This is a genomic window from Chryseobacterium sp. P1-3, from assembly GCF_000738495.1.
GTDB classification, from domain to species: Bacteria; Bacteroidota; Bacteroidia; order Flavobacteriales; family Weeksellaceae; genus Chryseobacterium; species Chryseobacterium gallinarum.
Genome location: NZ_JPEQ01000002.1, coordinates 93,265 through 115,766, shown reverse-complemented (window position 1 = coordinate 115,766; position 22,502 = coordinate 93,265). Strand labels below are relative to the sequence as shown.

At 35.2% G+C, this 22,502-nt stretch carries 31 protein-coding genes and 3 pseudogenes; 10 read left to right on the top strand and 24 right to left on the bottom strand.

Going from position 1 to position 22,502, the window contains the following annotated elements; all coding sequences use genetic code 11:
- Window positions 1–3: 3 nt before the first annotated feature.
- From HX13_RS01150 to HX13_RS01135, 4 genes are all read right to left on the bottom strand, one after another.
- On the bottom strand, window positions 4–411 hold the full coding sequence (locus HX13_RS01150) for a hypothetical protein (protein WP_128572136.1): 408 nt from the start codon (window positions 409–411) through the stop codon (window positions 4–6).
- 323 nt (window positions 412–734) lie between these two features.
- The gene (locus tag HX13_RS01145) at window positions 735–1,139 is read right to left on the bottom strand and encodes a hypothetical protein (protein WP_128572135.1); all 405 of its coding nucleotides are present in this window, start codon (window positions 1,137–1,139) and stop codon (window positions 735–737) included.
- Window positions 1,140–1,463: 324 nt separating this feature from the next.
- Window positions 1,464–1,823, bottom strand: coding sequence for a hypothetical protein (locus HX13_RS01140; RefSeq protein ID WP_050019609.1), 360 nt, complete (start codon window positions 1,821–1,823; stop codon window positions 1,464–1,466).
- A 121-nt stretch (window positions 1,824–1,944) separates the two neighbouring features.
- Window positions 1,945–2,232: a hypothetical protein gene (locus HX13_RS01135; RefSeq protein WP_050019608.1), complete on the bottom strand. Its 288-nt coding sequence runs from the start codon at window positions 2,230–2,232 to the stop codon at window positions 1,945–1,947.
- A 324-nt stretch (window positions 2,233–2,556) separates the two neighbouring features.
- Here HX13_RS01135 and HX13_RS01130 point away from each other — a divergent pair, with 324 nt between their 5' ends.
- Complete coding sequence (locus HX13_RS01130; protein WP_050019607.1) at window positions 2,557–2,745, top strand: hypothetical protein; 189 nt, start codon at window positions 2,557–2,559, stop codon at window positions 2,743–2,745.
- A gap of 660 nt (window positions 2,746–3,405) precedes the next feature.
- On the opposite strand, the gene HX13_RS01125 is transcribed toward HX13_RS01130, so the two are convergent.
- The 13 genes and pseudogenes from HX13_RS01125 to HX13_RS25270 all read right to left on the bottom strand — a co-directional run bounded on the left by HX13_RS01125 (window position 3,406) and on the right by HX13_RS25270 (window position 8,360).
- Window positions 3,406–4,116 carry a hypothetical protein gene (locus HX13_RS01125; protein WP_050019606.1) on the bottom strand — a complete coding sequence of 237 codons (711 nt, stop codon included), beginning with the start codon at window positions 4,114–4,116 and terminating at the stop codon, window positions 3,406–3,408.
- Window positions 4,085–4,603, bottom strand: coding sequence for a BT4734/BF3469 family protein (locus HX13_RS01120; RefSeq protein ID WP_050019605.1), 519 nt, complete (start codon window positions 4,601–4,603; stop codon window positions 4,085–4,087). The genes HX13_RS01125 and HX13_RS01120 overlap by 32 nt, the downstream gene beginning before the upstream one ends.
- 6 nt (window positions 4,604–4,609) lie before the next feature.
- Window positions 4,610–4,888 (bottom strand): helix-turn-helix domain-containing protein, encoded by a 279-nt coding sequence (locus HX13_RS01115; protein ID WP_128572134.1) that lies wholly within the window; start codon window positions 4,886–4,888, stop codon window positions 4,610–4,612.
- A 122-nt stretch (window positions 4,889–5,010) separates the two neighbouring features.
- Window positions 5,011–5,511, bottom strand: coding sequence for a hypothetical protein (locus HX13_RS01110; RefSeq protein WP_128572133.1), 501 nt, complete (start codon window positions 5,509–5,511; stop codon window positions 5,011–5,013).
- Between the two features lie 127 nt (window positions 5,512–5,638).
- On the bottom strand, window positions 5,639–5,968 hold the full coding sequence (locus tag HX13_RS01105; RefSeq protein WP_128572132.1) for a hypothetical protein: 330 nt from the start codon (window positions 5,966–5,968) through the stop codon (window positions 5,639–5,641).
- Between the two features lie 73 nt (window positions 5,969–6,041).
- On the bottom strand, window positions 6,042–6,221 hold the full coding sequence (locus HX13_RS21735; protein WP_128572131.1) for a hypothetical protein: 180 nt from the start codon (window positions 6,219–6,221) through the stop codon (window positions 6,042–6,044).
- Window positions 6,218–6,613 (bottom strand): hypothetical protein, encoded by a 396-nt coding sequence (locus HX13_RS01100; RefSeq protein ID WP_050019602.1) that lies wholly within the window; start codon window positions 6,611–6,613, stop codon window positions 6,218–6,220. Before HX13_RS01100 ends, HX13_RS21735 begins: the two co-directional genes overlap by 4 nt.
- 104 nt (window positions 6,614–6,717) lie before the next feature.
- Window positions 6,718–6,963 carry a hypothetical protein gene (locus HX13_RS23110; protein ID WP_050019601.1) on the bottom strand — a complete coding sequence of 82 codons (246 nt, stop codon included), beginning with the start codon at window positions 6,961–6,963 and terminating at the stop codon, window positions 6,718–6,720.
- Between the two features lie 39 nt (window positions 6,964–7,002).
- Window positions 7,003–7,113, bottom strand: a pseudogene (locus tag HX13_RS26225) (hypothetical protein); the annotation flags it as partial.
- Between the two features lie 4 nt (window positions 7,114–7,117).
- Window positions 7,118–7,342 carry a hypothetical protein gene (locus HX13_RS01090; protein ID WP_050019600.1) on the bottom strand — a complete coding sequence of 75 codons (225 nt, stop codon included), beginning with the start codon at window positions 7,340–7,342 and terminating at the stop codon, window positions 7,118–7,120.
- A 25-nt stretch (window positions 7,343–7,367) separates the two neighbouring features.
- Window positions 7,368–7,553: a hypothetical protein gene (locus tag HX13_RS01085; protein WP_050019599.1), complete on the bottom strand. Its 186-nt coding sequence runs from the start codon at window positions 7,551–7,553 to the stop codon at window positions 7,368–7,370.
- A gap of 248 nt (window positions 7,554–7,801) precedes the next feature.
- Window positions 7,802–8,086: an NADPH-dependent FMN reductase gene (locus HX13_RS25275; RefSeq protein WP_202962900.1), complete on the bottom strand. Its 285-nt coding sequence runs from the start codon at window positions 8,084–8,086 to the stop codon at window positions 7,802–7,804.
- Window positions 8,019–8,360, bottom strand: a complete 342-nt coding sequence (locus HX13_RS25270) for an NADPH-dependent FMN reductase (protein WP_202962897.1) — start codon at window positions 8,358–8,360, stop codon at window positions 8,019–8,021. The genes HX13_RS25275 and HX13_RS25270 overlap by 68 nt, the downstream gene beginning before the upstream one ends.
- A gap of 504 nt (window positions 8,361–8,864) precedes the next feature.
- Between HX13_RS25270 and HX13_RS01075 the strand changes: the two genes are divergently transcribed.
- The 5 genes from HX13_RS01075 to pyk all read left to right on the top strand — a co-directional run bounded on the left by HX13_RS01075 (window position 8,865) and on the right by pyk (window position 13,049).
- Window positions 8,865–9,104 (top strand): acyl carrier protein, encoded by a 240-nt coding sequence (locus HX13_RS01075; protein WP_002976354.1) that lies wholly within the window; start codon window positions 8,865–8,867, stop codon window positions 9,102–9,104.
- 34 nt (window positions 9,105–9,138) lie between these two features.
- The gene (gene fabF / locus HX13_RS01070) at window positions 9,139–10,383 is read left to right on the top strand and encodes a beta-ketoacyl-ACP synthase II (protein WP_050019598.1); all 1,245 of its coding nucleotides are present in this window, start codon (window positions 9,139–9,141) and stop codon (window positions 10,381–10,383) included.
- Between the two features lie 9 nt (window positions 10,384–10,392).
- Window positions 10,393–11,121 carry a ribonuclease III domain-containing protein gene (locus HX13_RS01065; protein WP_238554939.1) on the top strand — a complete coding sequence of 243 codons (729 nt, stop codon included), beginning with the start codon at window positions 10,393–10,395 and terminating at the stop codon, window positions 11,119–11,121.
- Between the two features lie 106 nt (window positions 11,122–11,227).
- Window positions 11,228–11,611, top strand: coding sequence for an IPExxxVDY family protein (locus HX13_RS01060; RefSeq protein ID WP_238554938.1), 384 nt, complete (start codon window positions 11,228–11,230; stop codon window positions 11,609–11,611).
- Window positions 11,604–13,049, top strand: coding sequence for a pyruvate kinase (pyk, locus tag HX13_RS01055; RefSeq protein WP_050019718.1), 1,446 nt, complete (start codon window positions 11,604–11,606; stop codon window positions 13,047–13,049). The genes HX13_RS01060 and pyk overlap by 8 nt, the downstream gene beginning before the upstream one ends.
- Before the next feature lie 88 nt (window positions 13,050–13,137).
- Here pyk and HX13_RS01050 read toward each other — a convergent pair whose 3' ends face one another.
- From HX13_RS01050 to hutI, 7 genes and pseudogenes are all read right to left on the bottom strand, one after another.
- Window positions 13,138–14,430: an aldehyde dehydrogenase family protein gene (locus HX13_RS01050; RefSeq protein ID WP_050019597.1), complete on the bottom strand. Its 1,293-nt coding sequence runs from the start codon at window positions 14,428–14,430 to the stop codon at window positions 13,138–13,140.
- 136 nt (window positions 14,431–14,566) lie between these two features.
- A pseudogene (gene hutG, locus HX13_RS01045) lies at window positions 14,567–15,491 on the bottom strand (formimidoylglutamase).
- A 95-nt stretch (window positions 15,492–15,586) separates the two neighbouring features.
- Window positions 15,587–15,985: a hypothetical protein gene (locus HX13_RS23100; protein ID WP_238554937.1), complete on the bottom strand. Its 399-nt coding sequence runs from the start codon at window positions 15,983–15,985 to the stop codon at window positions 15,587–15,589.
- A 58-nt stretch (window positions 15,986–16,043) separates the two neighbouring features.
- Window positions 16,044–17,060 carry a BCCT family transporter gene (locus HX13_RS25265; protein WP_262483471.1) on the bottom strand — a complete coding sequence of 339 codons (1,017 nt, stop codon included), beginning with the start codon at window positions 17,058–17,060 and terminating at the stop codon, window positions 16,044–16,046.
- Window positions 16,957–17,436 carry a BCCT family transporter gene (locus HX13_RS25260; RefSeq protein ID WP_262483468.1) on the bottom strand — a complete coding sequence of 160 codons (480 nt, stop codon included), beginning with the start codon at window positions 17,434–17,436 and terminating at the stop codon, window positions 16,957–16,959. Before HX13_RS25260 ends, HX13_RS25265 begins: the two co-directional genes overlap by 104 nt.
- Window positions 17,417–17,635, bottom strand: coding sequence for a BCCT family transporter (locus tag HX13_RS26220; RefSeq protein WP_262483467.1), 219 nt, complete (start codon window positions 17,633–17,635; stop codon window positions 17,417–17,419). Before HX13_RS26220 ends, HX13_RS25260 begins: the two co-directional genes overlap by 20 nt.
- Window positions 17,636–17,858: 223 nt before the next feature.
- Complete coding sequence (hutI, locus tag HX13_RS01035; protein ID WP_050019596.1) at window positions 17,859–19,085, bottom strand: imidazolonepropionase; 1,227 nt, start codon at window positions 19,083–19,085, stop codon at window positions 17,859–17,861.
- Between the two features lie 210 nt (window positions 19,086–19,295).
- Here hutI and ruvB point away from each other — a divergent pair, with 210 nt between their 5' ends.
- From ruvB to coaE, 4 genes and pseudogenes are all read left to right on the top strand, one after another.
- The gene (ruvB, locus tag HX13_RS01030) at window positions 19,296–20,318 is read left to right on the top strand and encodes a Holliday junction branch migration DNA helicase RuvB (protein WP_050019595.1); all 1,023 of its coding nucleotides are present in this window, start codon (window positions 19,296–19,298) and stop codon (window positions 20,316–20,318) included.
- Window positions 20,319–20,353: 35 nt separating this feature from the next.
- Entirely contained in the window at window positions 20,354–20,965 is a 612-nt protein-coding gene (locus tag HX13_RS01025; protein ID WP_050019594.1) for an FMN-binding negative transcriptional regulator, read from the top strand.
- Between the two features lie 13 nt (window positions 20,966–20,978).
- Window positions 20,979–21,846 (top strand): annotated as a pseudogene (locus tag HX13_RS01020) (MBL fold metallo-hydrolase).
- A 22-nt stretch (window positions 21,847–21,868) separates the two neighbouring features.
- Window positions 21,869–22,486 (top strand): dephospho-CoA kinase, encoded by a 618-nt coding sequence (gene coaE, locus HX13_RS01015; protein WP_050019593.1) that lies wholly within the window; start codon window positions 21,869–21,871, stop codon window positions 22,484–22,486.
- The last annotated feature ends 16 nt before the right edge of the window (window positions 22,487–22,502 follow it).

The window sequence follows — 22,502 nt, the reverse complement described above, 5'->3', positions numbered from 1 at the left end:
TTATTATTTAAATAATATAGTTAATGATACTGTTAACAAAGCTCCAACAGCTGCTCCAACTACAGCCGCTAAAAGGATATTGGTGCTTAGTTTGTTCCATATTCTCATGTAATATTCTGGATTAAGTCTTTTCTTTTCCTCCTCAATCCATTTATAAGCACCTTTGAGCTTGGCTGAAGCAAAATTATCTCCTTCGCTATATTCAAAAGACTCGATATCATTTTTATCTTTAATTACCTTTCTTAACAGAACCTTATATTGAACCAATCGATTAGCCATTAAATCTTCGAAATTTTGATTGCCCTGTATTTTAAGAATGTATCTGCCCTCACGATCTACAGTCTGCATTATTAAATCCATAATTCTTCTTTCATCGTCGATCCCCATTATACGAAAAGTTATTGTTGCCATATTTTTAATAGTTTATATTTTGGTGTCTTTCTATAAATTTTGGCTCAAATTTTTCTTCCTTACTTCTTCCATTATATCTACCTCTAGCCATAAATTTTTCTCTTTATCAAAAACGTAAAAAGTAGAAGGGTAAGACAATTTATTGGAATCTTTTGATTCATCAGGTTGATTCGACTCTTTTATAACTTCAAGAGATTTATCCAACGCCTTTAATACAAGCTCTTCCGTTAATCCACTATCTAAATTTAAACTTATGCTTTTGTTTTTACCTGTCTTAATTTTTTAAGCCGAAGTTTATTTTTTGCTTTTTGCTTAGTTCTTCTCTATTCCAATGACGTTGCTGTATTGTCTTCCAGATTAAAACACTTGCTTTTTTTAATTGAGTCCCAAGCAATATTACCAGCCATACCGAGTAATATGTTTTGAACAATTGGGTCACTAATACATAATGCAACTTGTAATGTAAAGTCTTCAATTGAATTGTATGGAATTCCACTTTTATCAAATCTGCTTAATTCTAATTTGCTATCTCCAAGCAATTTTTCGATTTCAAATATTTCATCTGAAACTATCAAACCATCAAAATAATCAAGATGGACAACATTGTCACCTTGTTTAACAGTTAGCATTTTATTATACATCATTGTTGCGTAGCTGCTTACATCATCCTCTGACCAGTGAGGATATTGTTCTCTAAAACTTTCAATATATTCTTGTAGTGATTTCATTATAATTCTATTGTTATTTCTGTAACCTCGTATCCTCATATTTCTCTGTCTTCAAAGACATCAACCAATCTAAATACATTTCTTCCGGCATACTGCGATAACCTATTTTGTGGATGTAATGTACAATTTTTCTATGAGTGGTAAAAATAGCAATCTGTATAAGTTTTGACAAATGTATTTCGGAATAACGACAAAACTCGACGTGTTTTTACATTTTTATAACTTTGCTCTTAAACCTTCTTAAACGCCTTTTCTGGGCAACCTTTTATATTTCTGGTACTTTGTCTTATTTTAGCAGTAAAAGTGCTCAAAAAAGACATATAACTACCTCATTCTAACTTCATAGACTCTATCTGCTTCTCGTTGCCAGTCTTGAGGACGACCCCATTGAACAAGAGAATTGTTTAAGAAATACAAATAATATCGTTCCTCAACGATTCCTCTACCAAACACCAATTTTTTATCAGAGTATTCACCTACCTCAACTGTTCCGTTCGGATAGGTTTTTGCTCCAATGATCTTAAATGGAATATGTTCTCCCATTGCTGTTATCACTTCTTTTCTGGTCATACCGATGGATAAACGTTCAGGGTGAAGTTCCATTGATTTTTTCTTTTTCTTTTGTGCATTGACATTGGTAGAGATTAACAGGAAGGATAAGATTGCGATAAATAAATTTTTCATAATTATTAATTTTGTTAAACTAAAAGTGAGGTTATAATAAATTTTGGTTTTGTAGATAAAAGTATTTTGAATTAGTGATTAATCCTTACGGATAACCATAATTCAATATTGTAGTAATAGCCTAATGAGATTTACCTTGTTTTTTCCGGATTAAAATTCCAGCAATAAAATTCACAACAAAATTCTCATAAATGAGGTGAGCCAATAAAAACCAGCCAATGAATTTGAGAATGTTCCACAATCCAAATTCAAATTCTTCAAATCTTGAATAAGCAAAGATGACAGGAATAATAAGTGCGGATAGTTTTAAGAAGAAAAGTAAAAACTTCCCTATTGGTGAATAGCAACCAATACCATAAAGGTCTAAAGCCGTTTTGATTCTGTGGGCTGTGTTTGTGCCGAAAAACATATATCAATATTTTTTTTCTTCATCGACCCACTTAATGAAAGGTTTATTAAATAAGAAAGACGTGTGGGTTCAAACCTTGCCAGTAAAGAGGTTCGCCAAAACCCACAGTAAGACAAGTACTACCACACGTCCCATAAGGACGAGTATTAACTTGTTAATCTTACTGTTATAAATGAATTTAATTGACGATTTCTTTACTGATAACAGATTAACGACTCTCGTTGATTATTTTTAAATAATTATTTCTTTTTTACCTATATTTAAATATTTACAATTTTCACAAATTTTATAGATTTTATTTTTTATATTTAAAAAAATAACCTAATGAAAACAAAACAAGATTTCATCAAAGCAATGGCTTCTAAGTTTGAACTGACTAAAAAAAAATATCCTTATACAGTCCGAAAAAAATTACAGATGAAGAAAGTTTGGGGAATTTCTATGATGATACATTGCAAGAATTTTATCAATTTATGCCATTCTATACTTACAATCCCATTTTTAGCTACCTAACGTATGAAGAGGTTTTGGAGGTTAATAAATTAGGAACAGAAAAGATGAATGAACTACAAAATCTTTATACAAAATTATACCATGAAAAGCAACAAGCATTTAGAGGTGTTTAAAATAGATAAAAGTAAAGGTGCTGAGGGAGACTTCTTAATATTAAATAGACAAGTAAAGATAAAGTTAATAACTTTTTAAAATCTTATAAAGATAATATACAAAGACTTTGCAGAGAAATAGACCCTTAAGCTAAGGGTTTATAGTTATATAAAAGTCATATAAAAGTTTCATAATATGAAACAAATTTATAACTTTGTTTCAGAGATAAAACAGAAAAACCTCCCGAAGGAGGTCATCTGTAATCTACCTTTTTTTGTTTTTTGTCAGTGGTGCAAACACTAAGAACAAAATATATAAGGCATTTAAAAGATCACAGTAATCAGAAAACTGCATCTTTGAAACTCTAAAACTCGGGAGCTTATTCTCGAGTTTTATTATTCAAATTTACGGAAATGCAAATGATTTGTGAACACTAAAACATTGTTTACCTGATTCTAAACCCTAAAAGTTTTCCACATTTACACAGAATATTGATGAATAAAAGGATTAAAAGAAAATAGAAAATGTTCAATATTGTCACCAATACTGAACATCCTTAATTTTATATCACGTTGAATTTTTAAAATCCTCATTCATCTGTTTGATTCTTTCCCTGAACTCTTTACCATAGCTTTCAATAGTGTTTTTACAAAGTCCTGAAACTTTCACTAATTTTTGTTGTGTAATCTTTCCTAAACACTCAAAATCCCAATTATCAAGAGAATCTCTGATTTTTTGTTTTGATTTCTCTTTCCTTATCTCTCCGACAATTCCGTTTGTAATGAATGATTTTTGTTTCTTGTTAAGCTTTTTATCTGGATTGAAAATAACTCTCCTCTCTTTATTATAAATCAATTCTGCATTTTCTAATCTATCTTTGTTATTCACAATTTTTAAAATTTCATTTTCAGGAAGTGGAGGAACACAACATTTATGATTGATATATGAAACAAGGTGTAAGAGTTGTTCTTTTGTTATTTCTTGGTTCAACGCTTTGATTTGATGAGCTGTTGTACTTAAACAAGACTCTCTCATTCCTTCAGGTATCAAAGACTGGATATAGACTTCTGCAATACTTTCCTTTTCCCCCCAGAATGCAATATATTCCTGCCCTTTGAAGTCGTAATCATCAATGTTGTTAAATCTTAATTTTTGAAATTCCCCCATTTCGGTGTTAACTCTTTTTTTCTTTAATTTATGATTCGAAGTGGGGGTGTTTTTCAAATTACCATTTTTATAACACTCTTCATTTACAAAAAAATGTTTTAGAGTCTTCATTGTAATACAAGTCTTCATCATAGCTATGTACACAAAATTGTGTTGCTTTAACAGCTCTTTTGTCGGATGGTACTTTCAGGATTAATGACAATTCATTAAAGACATATTTTATATTTTCTTTTGTCAATCCGTCAACCTTAACTAAAATTCCTCTCCCCGTTCCTGAAAGTGAGAGCCACGAAGCAAAAATATATTCATTGCTTAAATCAATATCAATTTTTTCGTCAACATCTATATAAATAAAGCCTGTTGGCTCTTTGATATTATTGTTACTTTTCCTTTCTCTGAAACTAAAATTCAAAGTAAAGCAAGGAAGCTGCTCCTTGATGAGGGTATATTTTCTCTTATCGAAAGAATGGCAACTTCTTGCTTGTTCAATTCTATTTTTGATGTTTACATCTGGGTTTTTAACTCTATCCAGAAAATCATAAATATCAATTTCTCCTTTAACAACTGGATCATGTAGATTATTGAAGTAGTTTATCATGATGGCTTAATTGAGAGGTGTTAAAGCCTTTTCTATATCAGACATTCTATAATAAACTCGCCCTCCAATTCCAACAGGCAGTAAAATTCCTTTTTTTTTCCAGTTATGAAGGGTACTCAAATCGACATCAAAGAATATTGCTGTTTCTTCTCTCGTCAATAGTTCTTTTTGGAGCTGAGGTTGTTGAGTTTGATTTTTTAGACTTGCACCAAATATTAATTTTCTAATTATTCCGGTAACATTTTCGACAGGATTCTCATATCCTAAATTTTCCATTGTTTTCATATAATTTTATTTAATTTCATGATTGCAATGTAGAGTGGGATATGTAGGACGAAAAAAAATAAACGCCCTACAGAACGTTATTTTTATTACTGATTACCAGCTAGTTATTTAAAAAAATGAAATTATTTATGAGAAATGTAGGATGAGCTCAGAAAAAGGATGATATTCTCAATTTGAGCTTTAGCTTTTTTTGCTTCCCTTTCTTTTCTTAAAGCAGAAATCATAGTACTAATATCATGCTTGTTTTTTTTCTTCCCAGAAAACAAAAATCTATCTGACCACCATTGATTATAAGCTCCGGAGTCATCTCTATATTTTGAGATAAAGAAAGGCTTCATTTTTTTGATAAAATAAGCATAGTCTGACAAACTACCATTGATGAGGTTAATTTTATGAGTAACCGGTAAATCCAGAAAAGTTTGAACAAAATCGCTTTCATTTGTTACTACTACATCAATGAAATTAGAAAATTCTGAGTAAACCCTCTTAATGGCTTCAATATTGGAGTCACCAAAAACAGAGACAGCTGAAGTTGTTATTGGTTTGGAGTTAACAAATGGATACTCATCTGCTATATGATTGTACAACCTGATGATGTCATTTTGGTAATAGTATAAATTCATTACTCCGGTCATTTCACAATCGTATAAATTGAAAATCCTGTCTTTCTCTTCTGATTGTTCCATTGAGAAAGACAACAATTCTTTTTTATACTCATCACCTCTTTTTTTCCAGATACTAATTTGATTGTCAATATCTGCTTTTTTTTGATTTCAAAGACTCTGACAAGTTAGTCATTTTAGTTTGCACAAATAATGTATTCTCTGGATTTAAAAAAGCGTTCTTATAATACTCTTCAATTTCGGTTATCAACCTATCAACGTTAGTTTTATCATAGTATTCCGGAAATGGATATTCCTCATTAACATTTTCGTGTAATAGATTTTGACAGATTTTTTCTATCCTTGGATAATGATTATACCCATAAATCTTGTATGCTTCATTATTATTCAAATAATCAGAATAGCTCGCAAAAAGCTTTATCATCAGATTATTTAAAATATTTTCTTTTGCTTTCAAAATTTGCTTTTTCTCCCAATTCGACCTGCTGTTCCTCAACTTTGAAATTTGATTTTCTAGCCTTACAACTTCATTAAATAGCTTGTCTACAATTTTTATATTTAATAAAACACCAAATTTTTTTACTGTCACCTTCATCAGAAAACAACAGGCTATCAAGTTGGTCAAATAATTCATCTGCATCAGATGGTGTGATCTTATCTTTTGAAAGAAGTTTTTGAATATCCTCTATTATTTTGATTTCTCTATTCATAGATTATCAGACCCAGTTTTCAATAGTACTAATTTACCCTCTTTTTTATTATCCTTCTCTTGCTTACTCCAAATTTCTGCAAGTTGCATTGATTGGTCAATTGATTTCTGTCCGATATAATCAAGAAATTGTTTTTCAGAGGAATGAGCCGTAATATTCATTAATAAAGGTGTTGGAAATTCTTTTTTGGCGTAGAAATTCGTTGCAAAACTTCTCCTACAATCGTGTGATGATACTAATTTCCATTTAGGATAAACACCTCTCTCACTTTTCTTTATTTCTTTGTTAAATAAGTTGCCTTCAACCAATTCATCAATTCCAGCTTTTTCACAAACTTTCTTAATATATCTATTAAACAGAGTTGTGTTTGTTTCGATGTTTTTTGAAAACAAAGGTGGAAATTCACCATTGTACTTACTCAGGATATTCCTTACCTCTGGGTGAATTGGAATCTGAACTAATTTTTTTAGTCTTTTCCTGTGTAATGACTATAAAATCAAAAATCTCTCAATCTCTGGATCATCTTAGTAGTCATTCTGAATAGATCAGAAGCCCTTTGCCCTACATAGCACCCAATAACAAACCAATCTCTCGTTATATTATATTTCTCATCAGAAAATTCAGTATTCTTAATTTTGTTAATCTCAGCAAATGATAGGGGATTTATTGGAGTGGAAACAGTAAATCCTTTCACATCATCAATTTGATAACTTATTTCATGACCGTTCTTTCGGGCATCCAAAACAATAGTTTTGACAAATTTAATATATCTACCAGCCGTATTCTCATTAGTTGCTCCGGTATCAATTAAAAACCTTATGAAGTCCTTACCAAAATTTAAGTCAACATCTTTTAAGAGGAATTTTTTTTTCTTGTATTTTTGGAACTCTATCAGTTTATTTACAATTGTTCGATATTTTTTTTATAGACCTGTCACTTACTCCTTTCTTACCTTTTGCAGATACTACATAAGACAATTGTTCTACATAATATTCTCCATAGGCTACCAAGTAATCTTTTTGGTCTGGTTCAACTCTCCCGCTAAAAACATCTATTTTATTCTCCAACCATTCATGATTAATCAGAACACCACCAGCAAAATCCTGATTGTATTGTTCCAAAATAAAAACTTCCAGCTTTTGCAGGTTACTCTTCAGATTTTTTATGTGCCGGATCTACAGGCTTAGGAAAACCTGTTGTAGTACTCCAACATTTAACATCACACACAAATCCTGTTTTGCGTTTAGCATCAAACTTCCTGCCTAATGAGAATCTAAGGTAGATTGGATTATTAGAGCTTTTTCCTTGAATTAAGAATTGAACTTTAGCCATGATGAGTTGTTTGATACAAAACTATTACATCAAAATAAGTTAGACAACATTTAGACAACAATTTTTCAATAACTTTCAATTTTATTAAATCTCATTAATCTAAAAATACAAAATATTTACTGACTATCAGTAACTTAAAATTTAATTAGATTGATTAAGATTGAATAGAATTTAACATTTTATATAAGTCTGAATCCCTCCAACTCCACTAAACCACTGATTATCAGTGGTTTTTTAATTATCATTCATTAACCTTTTATCTTTTTAAACCATTCAATATAAGCACCTACTGCTTTTTGGAGAAATTCTTTAGTATCCTGATCTTTTAAATTTCCATTTTCATCCCATACTTTATCAATATGAGATAAATAAACTTCCGGCTGTTGCATGACAGGAATATTAAGGAAAACAAGACATTGCCTTACATGATGGTTTGCACCAAAGGCAGCCATATTTCCCGGGGAATTACTGAATACTGCTCCGGGTTTTCCATCCCATTTGTTTTTCCCTGCAGGTCTTGAAGCGACATCCAGCGCATTTTTTTAATGCTGCGGGTATAGAGCGATTGTGTTCAGGAGTTATAAAAATAATCCCATCGATGTTCTCTATTTCATTCCTGAACTTTATATAAGATTCAGGAACATTGTCTTTATCATCAAAGTCCTGATTATATACCGGCAGATCATCAATTGAAATGATCCTGAACGCAAAATCCTCAGGCACCATGGGAAGCAATGCATTTGCTATTTTCTTAGAGAAGGATTCCTTACGCAAACTTCCGGCTATAATTCCAATTATCTTGCTCATACTATTACTATTTAAATGGTTACATTTTATCAACAGCAAAAACAATGCGAAATAACAAACGGAGCAAATGTTTAATGGAAATTAAATAATGCCCACCGGCCAAAGGATTGACACAGCTTTCTGTAAGTGTTTCGTCCCTCTCCTGTCATTTCACGACGTAATTCTATATGTATCTCACTGAATTTTTTCTTTCTTGGTTATGCTAATGTTCTTTCATGTCACAAGTATAGAAAAAAACTTGTTTTCTCACTCGCACACTATCCAAACAAACGAAAAATACATCTTCAGAAAACTCCGTTATGTACAAAACAGACTTGATCATTAAAAAAAAACAAAATCAGCACCTCATCATGAATACAATTATAAACCGTTGAAAACTAAAACACTAAACTCTTACCATCCAAAATGAGAGCGGTCATTCCACAAAAAAGACTAAAAAAAATGTTTTATCGTAAAGAATTTTATATATTTGCACCATCTAACAATTAAAAAAAATAATTTACTATGTCAGACATTGCATCAAGAGTAAAAGCTATCATCGCTGATAAGCTTGACGTTGAAGAAACAGAAGTAACTCCTGAAGCTAGCTTCACTAACGATTTAGGAGCTGATTCACTAGATACAGTTGAGTTAATCATGGAATTTGAAAAAGAATTTAATATTCAAATCCCTGATGATCAGGCTGAAAAAATTACTACTGTAGGACACGCTATCGCTTACATCGAAGAAGTAGTAAATAAATAATATTCTTCAACAAAAAAGAAAATTTTAAAAGTTTATGGAATTAAAAAGAGTAGTTGTAACCGGTTTTGGAGCAATAACACCGATTGGAAATAATGCAAAAGAATACTGGGAAAATCTTGTGAAAGGTGAGAGCGGTGCCGCTCCGATTACTCTTTTTGATGCCACAAACTTTAAAACGAAGTTTGCCTGCGAGGTGAAAGATTTCGATCCGTTACAGCATTTCGATAAGAAAGAAGCTAAAAAAATGGACCGAAATACCCAATTGGGACTTGTTGCAGCTAAAGAAGCTGTGGCACATTCCAGAATTATAGAAGACAATGTTGATAAAAACAGAGTTGGTGTAGTCTGGGGTTCCGGAATCGGAGGTTTAGAAACTTTTGAAACAGAAGTATTAGGATGGGCCAATACAGAAATCCCTAGATTTAACCCGTTCTTTATCCCCAAAATGATTGCGGATATTACTCCGGGGCATATCTCTATTGAGTATGGGTTTCATGGTCCTAACTATACAACTGTATCTGCATGTGCTTCTTCAGCAAATGCAATAATTGATTCCAAGATGCTGATCCAGCTGGGAAAAGCAGACGTGATTGTGTGTGGAGGCTCTGAAGCAGCCGTTACAGCAAGTGGTGTCGGTGGATTCAATGCAATGATGGCACTTTCTACAAGAAATGATGATCCCAAAACAGCTTCAAGACCTTTTGACAAAGACAGAGACGGATTTGTACTGGGTGAAGGTGCGGGATGTATTATTCTTGAAGAATATGAGCACGCGGTAAAACGTGGGGCTACAATTTATGCAGAATTATTAGGTGGAGGCTTAAGTGCTGATGCACATCACATGACTGCTCCACATCCTGAAGGCCTTGGCGCTTATCTGGTAATGAAAAACTGTCTGGAAGATGCAGGCTTAACTGCTGATGAAGTAGATCATATCAATATGCACGGTACCTCTACTCCATTAGGAGACATCGCAGAATCCAATGCAATTTCAAAATTATTGGGAGAACACGCTTTCGACATTCAGATTAATTCTACCAAATCTATGACAGGTCACCTTTTAGGGGCGGCAGGTGTCATTGAAGCTATCGCTGCATTGGGAACTATTATTCATGGTATTGTTCCTCCTACCATCAACCATTTTACTGATGATGAAAATATTGACAGCAGACTTAACTTTACGTTTAATGAGGCTGTAAAGAAAGATGTAAAAGTAGCCATGAGCAATACTTTTGGATTTGGCGGGCATAATGCTTGCGTTCTATTTAAGAAAATCTAAATTCAATGAATGGAGTTACAGAAATACTTTTCTAAATTCCTTCTCAAAAAAAGAAAAAGACAATTAACGGAGAGAGATTATTTTCTCAGTACCGAGCTTTCAAAAGTGTTAGGTACTGAGGTTCAGAATATTGCTCTTTACCGTGAGGCTTTCTCTTTAAAAAATTCTTCTAAAAATCAAGACAGCAATTACGAAAGGCTTGAATTTTTGGGAGATTCTGTTTTGGGTACAATCATATCCTGTCATTTGTTCCAGACTTATCCCCAGGCTAATGAGGGATACCTGACACAAATGAAGTCTAAGATTGTTAATAGGAAAAACCTTAATAAATTAGGAGAAGACCTGAAGCTCACCAATCTTTTGCAGAAGCAGAGTAGTTCGGCAGCATTAGGTGAAAACATTTCCGGAAACTTATTTGAGGCCCTGATTGGCGCCGTTTATTTAGACTTCCATTATGATGCTTGCAAAAAGATCATTTTGGAAAAACTTTTGACCCCTTCCGAGATTAACAAGCTTGAAAATAAAATTGTAAGCTACAAAGGCCTCCTGCTTGAATGGAGCCAAAAGAAGAAGGTGAATATAAAGTACGAAACCTGCGAGGAGCTACAAGCTAATAAAGCCATTGTATTCAGGTGCCATGTATGGCTGGGAGATGAAAAAATTGCGAACGCAACGGAGACTTCCAAGAAAAAAAGCAGAAGAAAAGGCAGCACAAAGGGCATTTTATATTTTAAATAAAAAAAGAAAATATACTTGGAAATTCAAAAACTTTATGATCTGGATGATATAGAATTTGAAGATATTACCATAGGTTTGGTAAGATTAGCAAAAAATATACCCGCTCATGAGTTTTTTCTATAAGATCAATCAAAGTAATGATCTCAATTTTTCAAGAAAGAAAGACCTGATCTTTCATGGGGATTATTATGATTATTTTTTTCCCAGGTTCGAAGCTTACCATAAGTTCACCAAGACCTGTTTTACCTTCATTTCAAATAAATCTTCGGAAAGTAAACAAAAAAAAATTCAGACTGAGCTTTTTACAGAAGAAGAAAACATTAAATTTTTATTAAATAATCAGGTAGATGTAGAATATATTCTGCATACTTCGGAACAATTTCCTGATTTTTCCGTAATTTTGCTCCCTGAAAATCTTGTTTTTCCAATTCAAGATTATACATTAAGTTCTGATGAGGAACTTTATCAAATTATCCAGTATTATGAATAAGTATTTAAAGAAGACAAAAATTATCGCAACACTAGGACCAGCTTCATCATCGAAGGAGGTTATGTTAGATTTAATGAAAGCGGGTGTTGATATTTTTAGAATAAATTTCTCACATGCAGATTACGACTTGGTTCGAAAAAATATTGAAATCATCAGAGAGCTCAATAGCGAGTACGGGTATTCTGTGGGAATCCTGGGAGATCTTCAGGGACCTAAGCTGAGAGTGGGTGTTGTAAAGGAAGGCTCTTACTTAAATCCTGGTGATGTGCTTACTTTTACCAATGAAAAAATAGAAGGAGATTCCACTAAGGTATACATGACGTATCAGCAGTTTCCACAAGATGTAAAAGTAGGGGAAAGAATCCTTATTGACGATGGTAAACTGGTATTGGAAGTTATTGAGACAAATGAAAAAGATACCGTAAGGGCTAAAACAATTCAAGGGGGACCACTAAGCTCTAAAAAAGGAGTTAACCTGCCTAACACCAACGTTTCTCTTCCTGCTTTAACAGAAAAAGATATTCAGGATGCTAATTTCATGCTTGATATGGAAGTAGACTGGATTGCGCTTTCTTTTGTACGTCATGCTCAGGATATTATCGATTTAAAGGAATTGATTGCATCTCATCCGAACGGTAAATTCAAAACCCCGATTATTGCGAAAATTGAAAAGCCTGAAGGGGTTAAAAATATTGATGAAATTTTATTGGAATGTGACGGCCTTATGGTTGCCCGTGGTGATCTGGGTGTAGAAGTTCCGATGGAAGAAGTTCCTGCGATCCAGAAAAACCTGGTAGAAAAAGCAAGGTTTTATTCCAAACCGGTAATTATTGCTACCCAGATGATGGAAACGATGATCAATAGCCTTACTCCTACAAGAGCGGAAGTAAATGACGTTGCCAACTCTGTATTGGACGGTGCAGATGCCGTAATGCTTTCCGGTGAAACATCCGTAGGAAGATATCCTGTACAGGTAGTGGAAAACATGGCTAAAATTGTGAAAAATATTGAAACCACACATTTCTACCAACACAAGAACGAACCGATTGAAAAAGACTACAACTGTATTGATGAGCGATTCATCACCAACCGGGTATGTCTTGCTGCGGTAAGAATAGCAAAAACTACCAATGTTTCTGCTATTGTAACTCTTACCCATTCCGGATATACGGCCTTCCAGCTTGCTGCTCACAGACCAAACTCTCACATCATCGTTTATAGCGGTAACAGGAGAGTAATCACTATGCTGAACCTGCTTTGGGGAGTGCATGCCTACTATTATGACATGAAAAAGTCTACTGATGAAACGATCATCCAGGTAAATATGCTAACACACAATTATGGTTATATTGAAACCGGAGACTTCGTCATCAATATCAATGCGACACCTTCGTATGAAGGCGGTAAAACGAATACCTTGAGATTGACGACAGTATAAGCAATAAGCAAAGCTACTTTTTGTCAAAGTATAAAAAACTCCCGAAATTGATTTTCGGGAGTTTTTATTTATACTATAATTGCAGCTTTTAATTACCTACAATCGTCTTTGCTGTTACAAACTCTTTTAAGGCCAGTAAAGAAAGCTCCGTACCATATCCCGAAGCCTTGGAACCTCCGAAGGGAAAACGCGGATCAGAACTTGTCATTCTGTTGATGTTAACCGTTCCTGATTCAAGGTTTTCAATAAAAAATAACTGCCGGGCTTTATCGTGAGTCCATACAGAATTTGAAAGACCGAAAGGAATATCATTGGCAATCTGCAATGCTTCTTCATCATTTCTGGCAATCATTACCATCCCAAGAGGGCCGAAAAGTTCTTCTTTTAAAATTGGGTTTCCTTCCTGAACCCTGATTAAACCAGGTTTAAATTCATTTTCTGATACTCTTTCCAGAGGAATAATGATTTCCGCCCCGTTTTCCAATGCTCTGTTAAACTGAGCTTCGAGTTCATCCGCCAGATCCGGCCTTGCCATCCCTGCCAGTTTAGTTTCTTTATTTAAAGGATCTCCAATTTCATATTTTTTATATTCTTCAATAAAAATCGGTAAAAACTGATCTTCCACCTTTTCATCAATGATAAACCTTTTGGCTGCAGTACAGGTTTGCCCGCAGTTTTGGAGTCTGGATTTTACTCCGGATCTTGCCGCTTCTTCCAGATCTGCATCTTCAAAAATGATAAAGGCATCACTTCCGCCTAATTCCAATAAAGATTTTTTAATATTCAAACCAGCAATTGAAGCAACTTCTCCTCCTGCTTTTCCGCTACCCGTAAGACTTACTCCTTTTACAACTTCATGTTCAAGGATTTCTTTTACGGCTTTGTGTCCTACTTCAAGGTTCTGGAAAATGCCTTCGGGAAAGCCTGCTTCTAAAAGAACTTCTTCAATGGCATTTCCACTTCCGAAACAAATTGAAGCATGCTTTAAAACCACTGTATTTCCGGCCAGCATTGCAGGAATAGCAAATCTCAGCACCTGCCAGAAGGGAAAGTTCCAGGGCATTACTCCTAAAATAACCCCTTTCGGAACATAATGAACTTCAGAATACGCAAATTCGGATTCTACTTTTTCGGGTTTTAATATATTTTCTGCAGCGGCATAATAATTCATCATTAAAGCACACTTTTCCACCTCAGCAATCGATTCTGAAATCGGCTTATTCATTTCCGTGGTAATGATCCTTCCAAACTTCTCCGAATTATTCTTTATAATTTCTGCCGCTTTTGCTATTAACTTCTGTCGTTCCTCAAACGGCACCTTTCTCCACACTGAAAACGCTTTATCTGCTTTAATAAGCTTGCTTTCAATTAATTGTTCCATAATATAATTTCTGTTTTAAATTCAGCTAATGAATTTATGAGCGCTTTCATTAAAAAGCACGATAAAAGCAGCAAATTCCATTCCTTAAGGGGAAATTAAAAAATGATTTTCTCTATCGGAAGAATACAGTTTTATCTTAAATCATCAGCCATTCATTCACCAGACAGGCAGCCAGTCTTGCCGTTCTATCCTGAATATCAAAAGACGGATTAACTTCAGCCACGTCTAATGCAACAAGTTTTTTATTTTTTTAAAATATGCTTGTAAAAATGCATAAAAGTTGCGTCTGCAAAGATACCATTATATGCCGAAGCTGAAACCCCCGGCGCGATAGAAGCGTTAAAAACATCCATACAAATGGTGAGATAGGCAAAGTCTACATGGTTTAATAAGTCATCAATACGCTGATAAATAGAGGGAAGGTTTTCAAAAAATAATTCGTCAGCAAGGATATATTTCATTCCGTACTGATGTGCTGTATCAAAAAGTTTCAGTGTATTGGAGTTTCTCTGGATTCCTATATGTAAAGAATTGATCGGGCCTTCCTGGGCAATCTGCCAGAACCCGGTCCCGGAACTTGCACCTACACCTTTTTCTGGTTGCCTGTTATCAAAATGGGCATCAATATTAATGATCCCTATTTTTTGTTCGGGAAAGGCCGTTTTTATTCCCAGATAATGAGCATAAGTCACTTCATGACCTCCGCTTAATACAAGAGATTTCCCTCCTTTTAAAAGGACTTTTGAGACGTTTTTCGCCAGGCTGTTCTGGGTATTTTCCAGATTACCGTCATCACAGGTAATATTTCCAAAATCCAGCAATGAAAAATCGGGAAGAACTACAGGAAAATTAGCCATATTTTTACGGATCACATCCGGAGCATCTTTGGCTCCCTGACGACCTTTGTTTCTTCTCACTCCTTCGTCAACGGCAAAACCGTGCAGAACGAAATCATTCGTTGAAATACTATCGTAATTGTGTTCTTCTTTTACTCTCTGAAATAGTCTGTGGAAAAGAAGTTCTTCGCCATCCAATCTACCCTGCCAAATATTTTGAAACATAATTCCTTAAAATTCAATTTTAGTTACATCATTATTTCCAGTAAAGCTAACTAATATTGTTTAGATAAAAAAACACCTTTGATATATTATACAAATCATTCATTATAAGAAAAACAGATCATTTTTTTTATTCTTTTTTCTTGATTGGCATTACTGCTGATAAACATTTCATTCCGTTCTTCTGAAACAATTTCCAGAAAACGCTCGTAATGTTTCAATACGTCCGAGATTAGTTCATTCTTGGTGAAGTATTGTACATCATACCCTTCCCTCCCATCTCCGAAGTAGGATCTTGGATAATGGGTTTTATTATCCTCCAGATCAGGAAGGTTTTCTTCGTTAATGATGTATTCGGATACGGTTTTCACCTGGTTTTTAATCCCATAAATAAAGTTATTAACAACACCCTGATGGATTTCTATTTCTAACCTGACAGGGTTTTCATACTGATTTATTTTGGCTTCAATTCCGTTGGCTGCAAATTCATCTTTCAACTCTGTAAATGCTTCTTTTGCTTTTATCTGGATAAAATGGTCTACTGAAGAGTTGTCTTTAAAGGAAACGATATTTTTTTAAACGTTCTTTCCAGAATTCACCGGACCACGGAACTGTAGAGGCTGAAAAGTTTCTGTCATAGTATTTCTGATCAATACTAAGACCTTTCATCAAACTGACAATAAATAAAATCACAATAACGGAAAAAGGTAATGCCGTAATCAGGGTCATACTCTGGAGGGCTTTTAAACCACCCACGTTCAGCAACAATAAGGATAAGACAGCCAATAATGCTCCCCAGAAGACAATCTGCCATTTAGGAGATTTGTTGGCATTTTTGGTAGCGATGCTATTCATTACAAATATCCCGGAGTCTGCTGAAGTTACAAAAAAGATAAGGATGATAAGAATGACAAAGAAACCGGTAAAAGACGAAAATGGCATGTATTCTAAAAACCTGAACATTAATGCATCCGGATCGGCAGCAAATTTACTTAACTGCCCATCAGCGATGTTCAGATCAAACCACATTGCGCTGTTTCCAAATACAGACATCCAGATAAAATTGAACAGCGTCGGTAATATCAAAACAGCCAGGATAAATTCCCTGATTGTCCTCCCTTTGGAAATCTTTGCTATAAATAATCCTACATATGGAGACCACGAAATCCACCATGCCCAGTACAGAATCGTCCAGTCATAGAACCATGGCAATGCATTTTTTTCATACACATGGGTATTGAAGGTCAGGTTAAAAAAGTTATTGATATAATTTCCCAGACCTTCAGTAAAACTTCCGATCAGATAAACTGTAGGCCCCAATATCAGTACAAACAATAAAAGTCCTATAACACTGATCACATTAATGTTACTTAATATTTTCACTCCTTTTCCTACTCCTGAGATTGCTGAAATCACAGCAATAGAAACCAGACACACCACAATGATAACCTGATACGTGAAGCTATTTTCAGGAGTGACATGAAGAATGTTCAATCCGGAACTGATCTGGACCACTCCAAATCCCAAAGTAGTGGTAATTCCAAAAAAAAGTACAGCAAAGGGCAAAAACATCAATTGCATTTCCCCATTTCCCATTAATTTTATTTTTGAGTAAAGGATAAAAGCAGCTTCTTAATGAAAGAGGCAACCGGTAACGATAGGCAAAGTAAGATAATGAAAGTCCTACCACCCCGTAGATAGCCCACGCATGGATTCCCCAGTGGAAGAACGTGTACAGCTGTGCCTGCTTGGCCCTGCTTACATAATGGTTGTCGGCAAAAACCTCCGAGGAATAATGCTGCATTGGCTCAGCCACGCTAAAGTATATCAGACCGATTCCCATTCCTGCTGCAAACAACATCGAAATCCATGAGAAGAATGAGTATTCCGGTTTACTGTCATTAGCACCCAGCTTTATATTCGCATATTTACTGAATAGCAGGTACACTAAAAAAGATCACAAAAAGCGTTACAGACCAAACGTATACCCAGTTTAAGTTAACAAATATAAATTGTTTGATCTCGTTCAGAATGTTTTCCGTCGGTTTAGGATAAACAGCAGAAAGAAAACAGGTTCCTATAATAAAAATCAAACTCGGAATAGTGACCCCTTTGTTAAAAGTAGATCTGACATGTTGAAAATTCATCTTTTATATTTTCGTATTTAATAGTATTGATAAGCCTTCCTGGTATAAGATATAGCTGTAATAAAAGTACTAAGAAGGGGAAAATATCCAGGTTTCCGCCCTGTCTGTTGTGTACTTAAGAACTATTGAAAATCGCTGTTTTTAAAACAAGTCAACGGCAATCGTGGCACAATATAAGGATTCTTAAATAAATACAAAAAATGCAAAAAGCTTTATAATCCCATCATATTACTTTTTGGCCATCAATATAAACATGCTTTGCTTTCAAACTTCCCTGATTATAAAGCACATTCTGGAAATTATTAGTTGGGAAAGTCACAAAATCCGCTTTTTTACCAGTTTCCAGCCTTCCTCTGTCTTCAAGGTTAAGGGCAAAAGCTGCACGGAAAGTTATTCCTGCTAATACCTCAGCCGTTGATAATTTTTGAAAAGCCGCCAGGATCGAAGCCTGTGTAATTAAATTCCCCATAGGTGCTGACCCGGGATTCCAATCACTGGCAATGGCTACTATGGCTCCTGCATCCAATAGCTTTCTCGCCGGTGTAAATTTTTCTCCTAATCCCAAACTGGCTCCGGGAAGAGCGGTCGCCACAGTATCGGATTGTGCTAAATAATCAATATCTTCATCAATGGTAGCTTCCAGATGGTCTGCAGATTTTGCCCCTACTTCTACGGCAATTCTTGAACTTCCGGGAGTAAATTGATCTGCATGAACGGTAATTTCAAAACCTAAGTCTTTAGTTTTGAGTAAGAATTCTTTACTTTCTTCCGGTTGAAAAGCAGATTTCTCAATAAAGATATCTACACGGTTTGCCAGGCCTTCTTCTTTTACTTTTGGTAGGATTTCAGTGAGGATATATTGCAGGTATTCCTGGTTACTGCCTTCAAAATCCCTTGGTTTCAGATGGGCAGAAAGACAAGTGGGAACCAATGTTGCCCGGGTATACTCTTGTGCTTTTTTGATGATCCGGAGCATTTTCAATTCATTCTCCACATCAAGGCCATACCCGCTTTTAACTTCAATGGTTGTAATTCCCAGGTCAATAAGGAAATTGATACGTTCCAGCAAAGTTTTTAACAGTTCTTCTTCTGACGCATTTCTGGTATGTTGTACAGAGCTCCAGATTCCACCTCCACTTTCGGCGATTTCCAGATAGGTTTTTCCGGCATTACGCATGGCAAAATCATTGGCCCTGTTTCCTCCGAAGCAAATATGGGTATGAGCATCCACAAAAGCCGGCAAAGCTACTTGTTCACCTTCGATTATTTCAATTTCTATTGCAGGATTTTCATTTTTTAATGCTTCAAAATTTCCGGTTTTCTGAATCGTATTGTTATCTACTACAATTCCTCCATCAACAATTATTTCAAGCTGTTCATCGGTAAGTTTCCCTCTCAATGGTAAGTTGGCAAGCGTCACCATCTGTTTGAATGGTCCTATTAATTTCATTTTTTTAGGCTAAAGGTTAGAAAATGAATTTTACCGGTTTAAGGTTAATTCAAATTTTATTTTCCTCTCAAAAATACTTAAAATATCCCAATTATTTAAGTCTTATCCGTTACATTTCAACCTCAACATACAGCTCAGCTTCAATCTGAACCTTTCAACTTTTCAACCTTAACCTAAATTTCCTATCTTTGAGGTAAATGAAATGAATTAATGCCAGATTTTTTACATCCAGATAAGAAAAACTACTCACGCGAGGAGCTAATGCAGGAAGAACAGATACGTCCCCAGAGTTTTAAGGATTTTGCGGGGCAGAGAAAAACGCTGGAAAACCTTGAAGTTTTCGTTACTGCTGCCAAGAGGCGTGGCGGTGCACTTGATCATGTCCTGTTACATGGTCCGCCGGGCTTAGGGAAAACTACGCTAGCTAATATTATTGCCAATGAGCTTGGTGTCAACTGTAAGATTACTTCAGGACCTGTTTTGGATAAACCCGGAAGTTTAGCGGGATTATTAACGAATCTGGAAGAAAATGATGTACTTTTCATTGATGAAATCCACCGCTTATCTCCGGTAGTGGAAGAATACCTATATTCTGCCATGGAAGATTATAAAATCGATATCATGCTGGAGACAGGCCCCAATGCCAGAAGTGTCCAAATCGGACTGAATCCTTTTACATTGGTAGGAGCAACCACCAGAAGCGGAATGCTTACAAAGCCTATGCTTGCCAGATTCGGTATTCAAAGCAGGCTGGAATATTATTCTATCGAACTTTTGTCTATGATTATTCAGAGAAGTTCCAGAGTTCTGGGGGTGGTTATTTATGAAAATGCAGCCATAGAAATTGCAAGAAGGAGCCGGGGAACTCCCAGAATTGCCAATGCGCTGCTGAGAAGGGTACGTGATTTTGCGGAGATCAAAGGTAATGGGGAAATTGAAATCAATATTACAAAATATGCTCTTGATTCTTTGAATGTGGATGAGTTTGGCCTTGATGAAATGGATAACAAAATCATGCGTGTCATGATCGAGAATTTCAAAGGAAAGCCTGTAGGAATTTCCGCACTGGCAACTTCCATAGGGGAAAATCCTGAAACCCTGGAAGAGGTATACGAGCCGTTTCTGATCCAGGAGGGATTTATTATCAGGACACCAAGGGGAAGGGAAGTAACAGAAAAAGCATATCAGCATTTAAATATTACAAGACCAAAAAATCCCGGAGAACTTTTCTGATTTAAGGATTAAAGTTAAATTTAAGCTAAAAGTAAATGTTTGTACCTAAATTATACAAAAGTGATGATAAGCAGCTGATGAAGGAAATTATCAGAGAAAATGCTTTTGCATTGCTTATTTCATCTGTTGATAAGATTCGTGCGACTCATTCCATGATGATGCTGAACGAGGATGATCCTGAAAATGCTTATATTGAAACCCATATTTCCAGGGCTAACCCTCAGGCAAAAATTTTAAAAAACGGAGATGAAGTCCTTTGTGATTTTCTTGGCGCCCACACTTATATTTCCAGCAGCTGGTATGACCATATCAATGTTTCTACATGGAATTATGAAGCAGTACAGATTTACGGGAAAGTTGAATTGATGAGCAATAATGAACTGTATATTCATTTGGAAAAGCTAACCTCAAAATATGAAAAATTCCAGCAGTGTCCTATGATGGTGAAAGATATGGGAAAAGAATTTGTGGAAAAGGAAATGAAGGGAGCATTGGGCATTAAAATCATTCCGACAGAAATATTTATCAAGCAAAAGCTGTCTCAAAATAGAAAAGAAAATGATTTTCAGAATATCATTTCCCATCTGGAGCAGGCGGATGATAATGCCAGGAAAATTGCTGAGAAAATGAAACTAATAAAAAAATAATCAAAATATACATATGAAGCTATATCCAATACAATGTGGAAAATTTAAACTGGACGGCGGTGCAATGTTTGGAGTCGTCCCAAAGAGTCTGTGGGAAAAAACAAATCCGGCAGACGAAAAAAACCTGATCGAACTGGGAACCCGTTCCCTGCTCATAGAAGACGGCAAAAAACTAATCCTGGTAGACTGTGGCCTTGGCAACAAACAGGATGATAAATTCTTTGGACACTACTCTCTTTGGGGAGACGATAACCTGGATAAAAATTTAAAGAAATACGGTTTTGTAAAAGAGGATATTACAGATGTATTCCTTACCCACCTTCATTTTGATCACTGTGGTGGTGCTATAGAATGGAATGATGACAGAACCGGCTACAGACCGGCTTTTAAAAATGCACAATTCTGGACGAATGAAAATCACTGGCAATGGGCAACAGAACCTAATGCAAGAGAAAAGGCCAGCTTCCTGAAAGAAAATATTATTCCGATGCAGGAAAGCGGACAGTTGAACTTTTTACCTCTTCCTGCCACGGGAAATTACGGTTTTGCTCCCGATCTTAAAATGGACGTGATCTTTGTAGACGGACATACTGAAAAGCAAATGCTTCCTGTCATTCAATATCAGGAGAAAACAGTTGTTTTTGCAGCAGACCTTATTCCTACCGCAGGCCATATCAACCAGGTATATGTAATGGGATATGATACCAGACCTCTTTTAACATTGGAAGAAAAAGGAAAGTTCCTTAAACAATGTGTAGATAATGAATACCTCCTGTTCTTTGAGCACGATGCTCATAACGAGCTGGCAAGTCTTAAAATGACAGACAAAGGGGTAAGACTTGATGAGACGTTTTAGTTTTAATGATGTTTTTGGATATTAATTTTTGATTATGGAAGAATTGCATTCAGAAACACAAAAAAAAAGAACCTGAACCAGCGCCCAAAATTATTGGGTTAACAGGAGGTATCGGCTCAGGAAAAACAACAGTAGCCCGGTTTATTGAAGAATTCGGTTTTCCGGTGTATTATTCTGATGACAGAGCTAAAACCATTGTTAATGACAATGAGAATTTGAAAATAAAAATAAAGGAATTATTAGGAGATGAGGCTTATGATGAGAACGGTCTTTACGACAGGAAGTTTGTTGCAGGTAAAGTTTTCAACAATAAAGAATTGCTTCATCAGCTCAATGAAATCATCCATCCTGCCGTACGCCTTGATTTTGAAGATTGGGTAAGAAAGCAGACGAAATATCTGGTTTTTAAAGAAACCGCTTTGCTATTTGAATTAAAGCTCAACAGGCAGTGTTATAAGTCCCTTTTGGTAACTGCTGAAGATAATATTAGAATCAAAAGGGTAATGGACAGGGATGGTAAAACCTATCGTGAGGTAGAAGCCGTTATGGAAAAACAAATGCCTGAGAAAGATAAAATTAAAATGGCAGATTGCATCATCTATAACAATACCAATCTGGAAGAACTAAAAGAGCAGACCGAAAGGATTGTGTTTAATATTGAATAATAAAACTCGTCAGAAA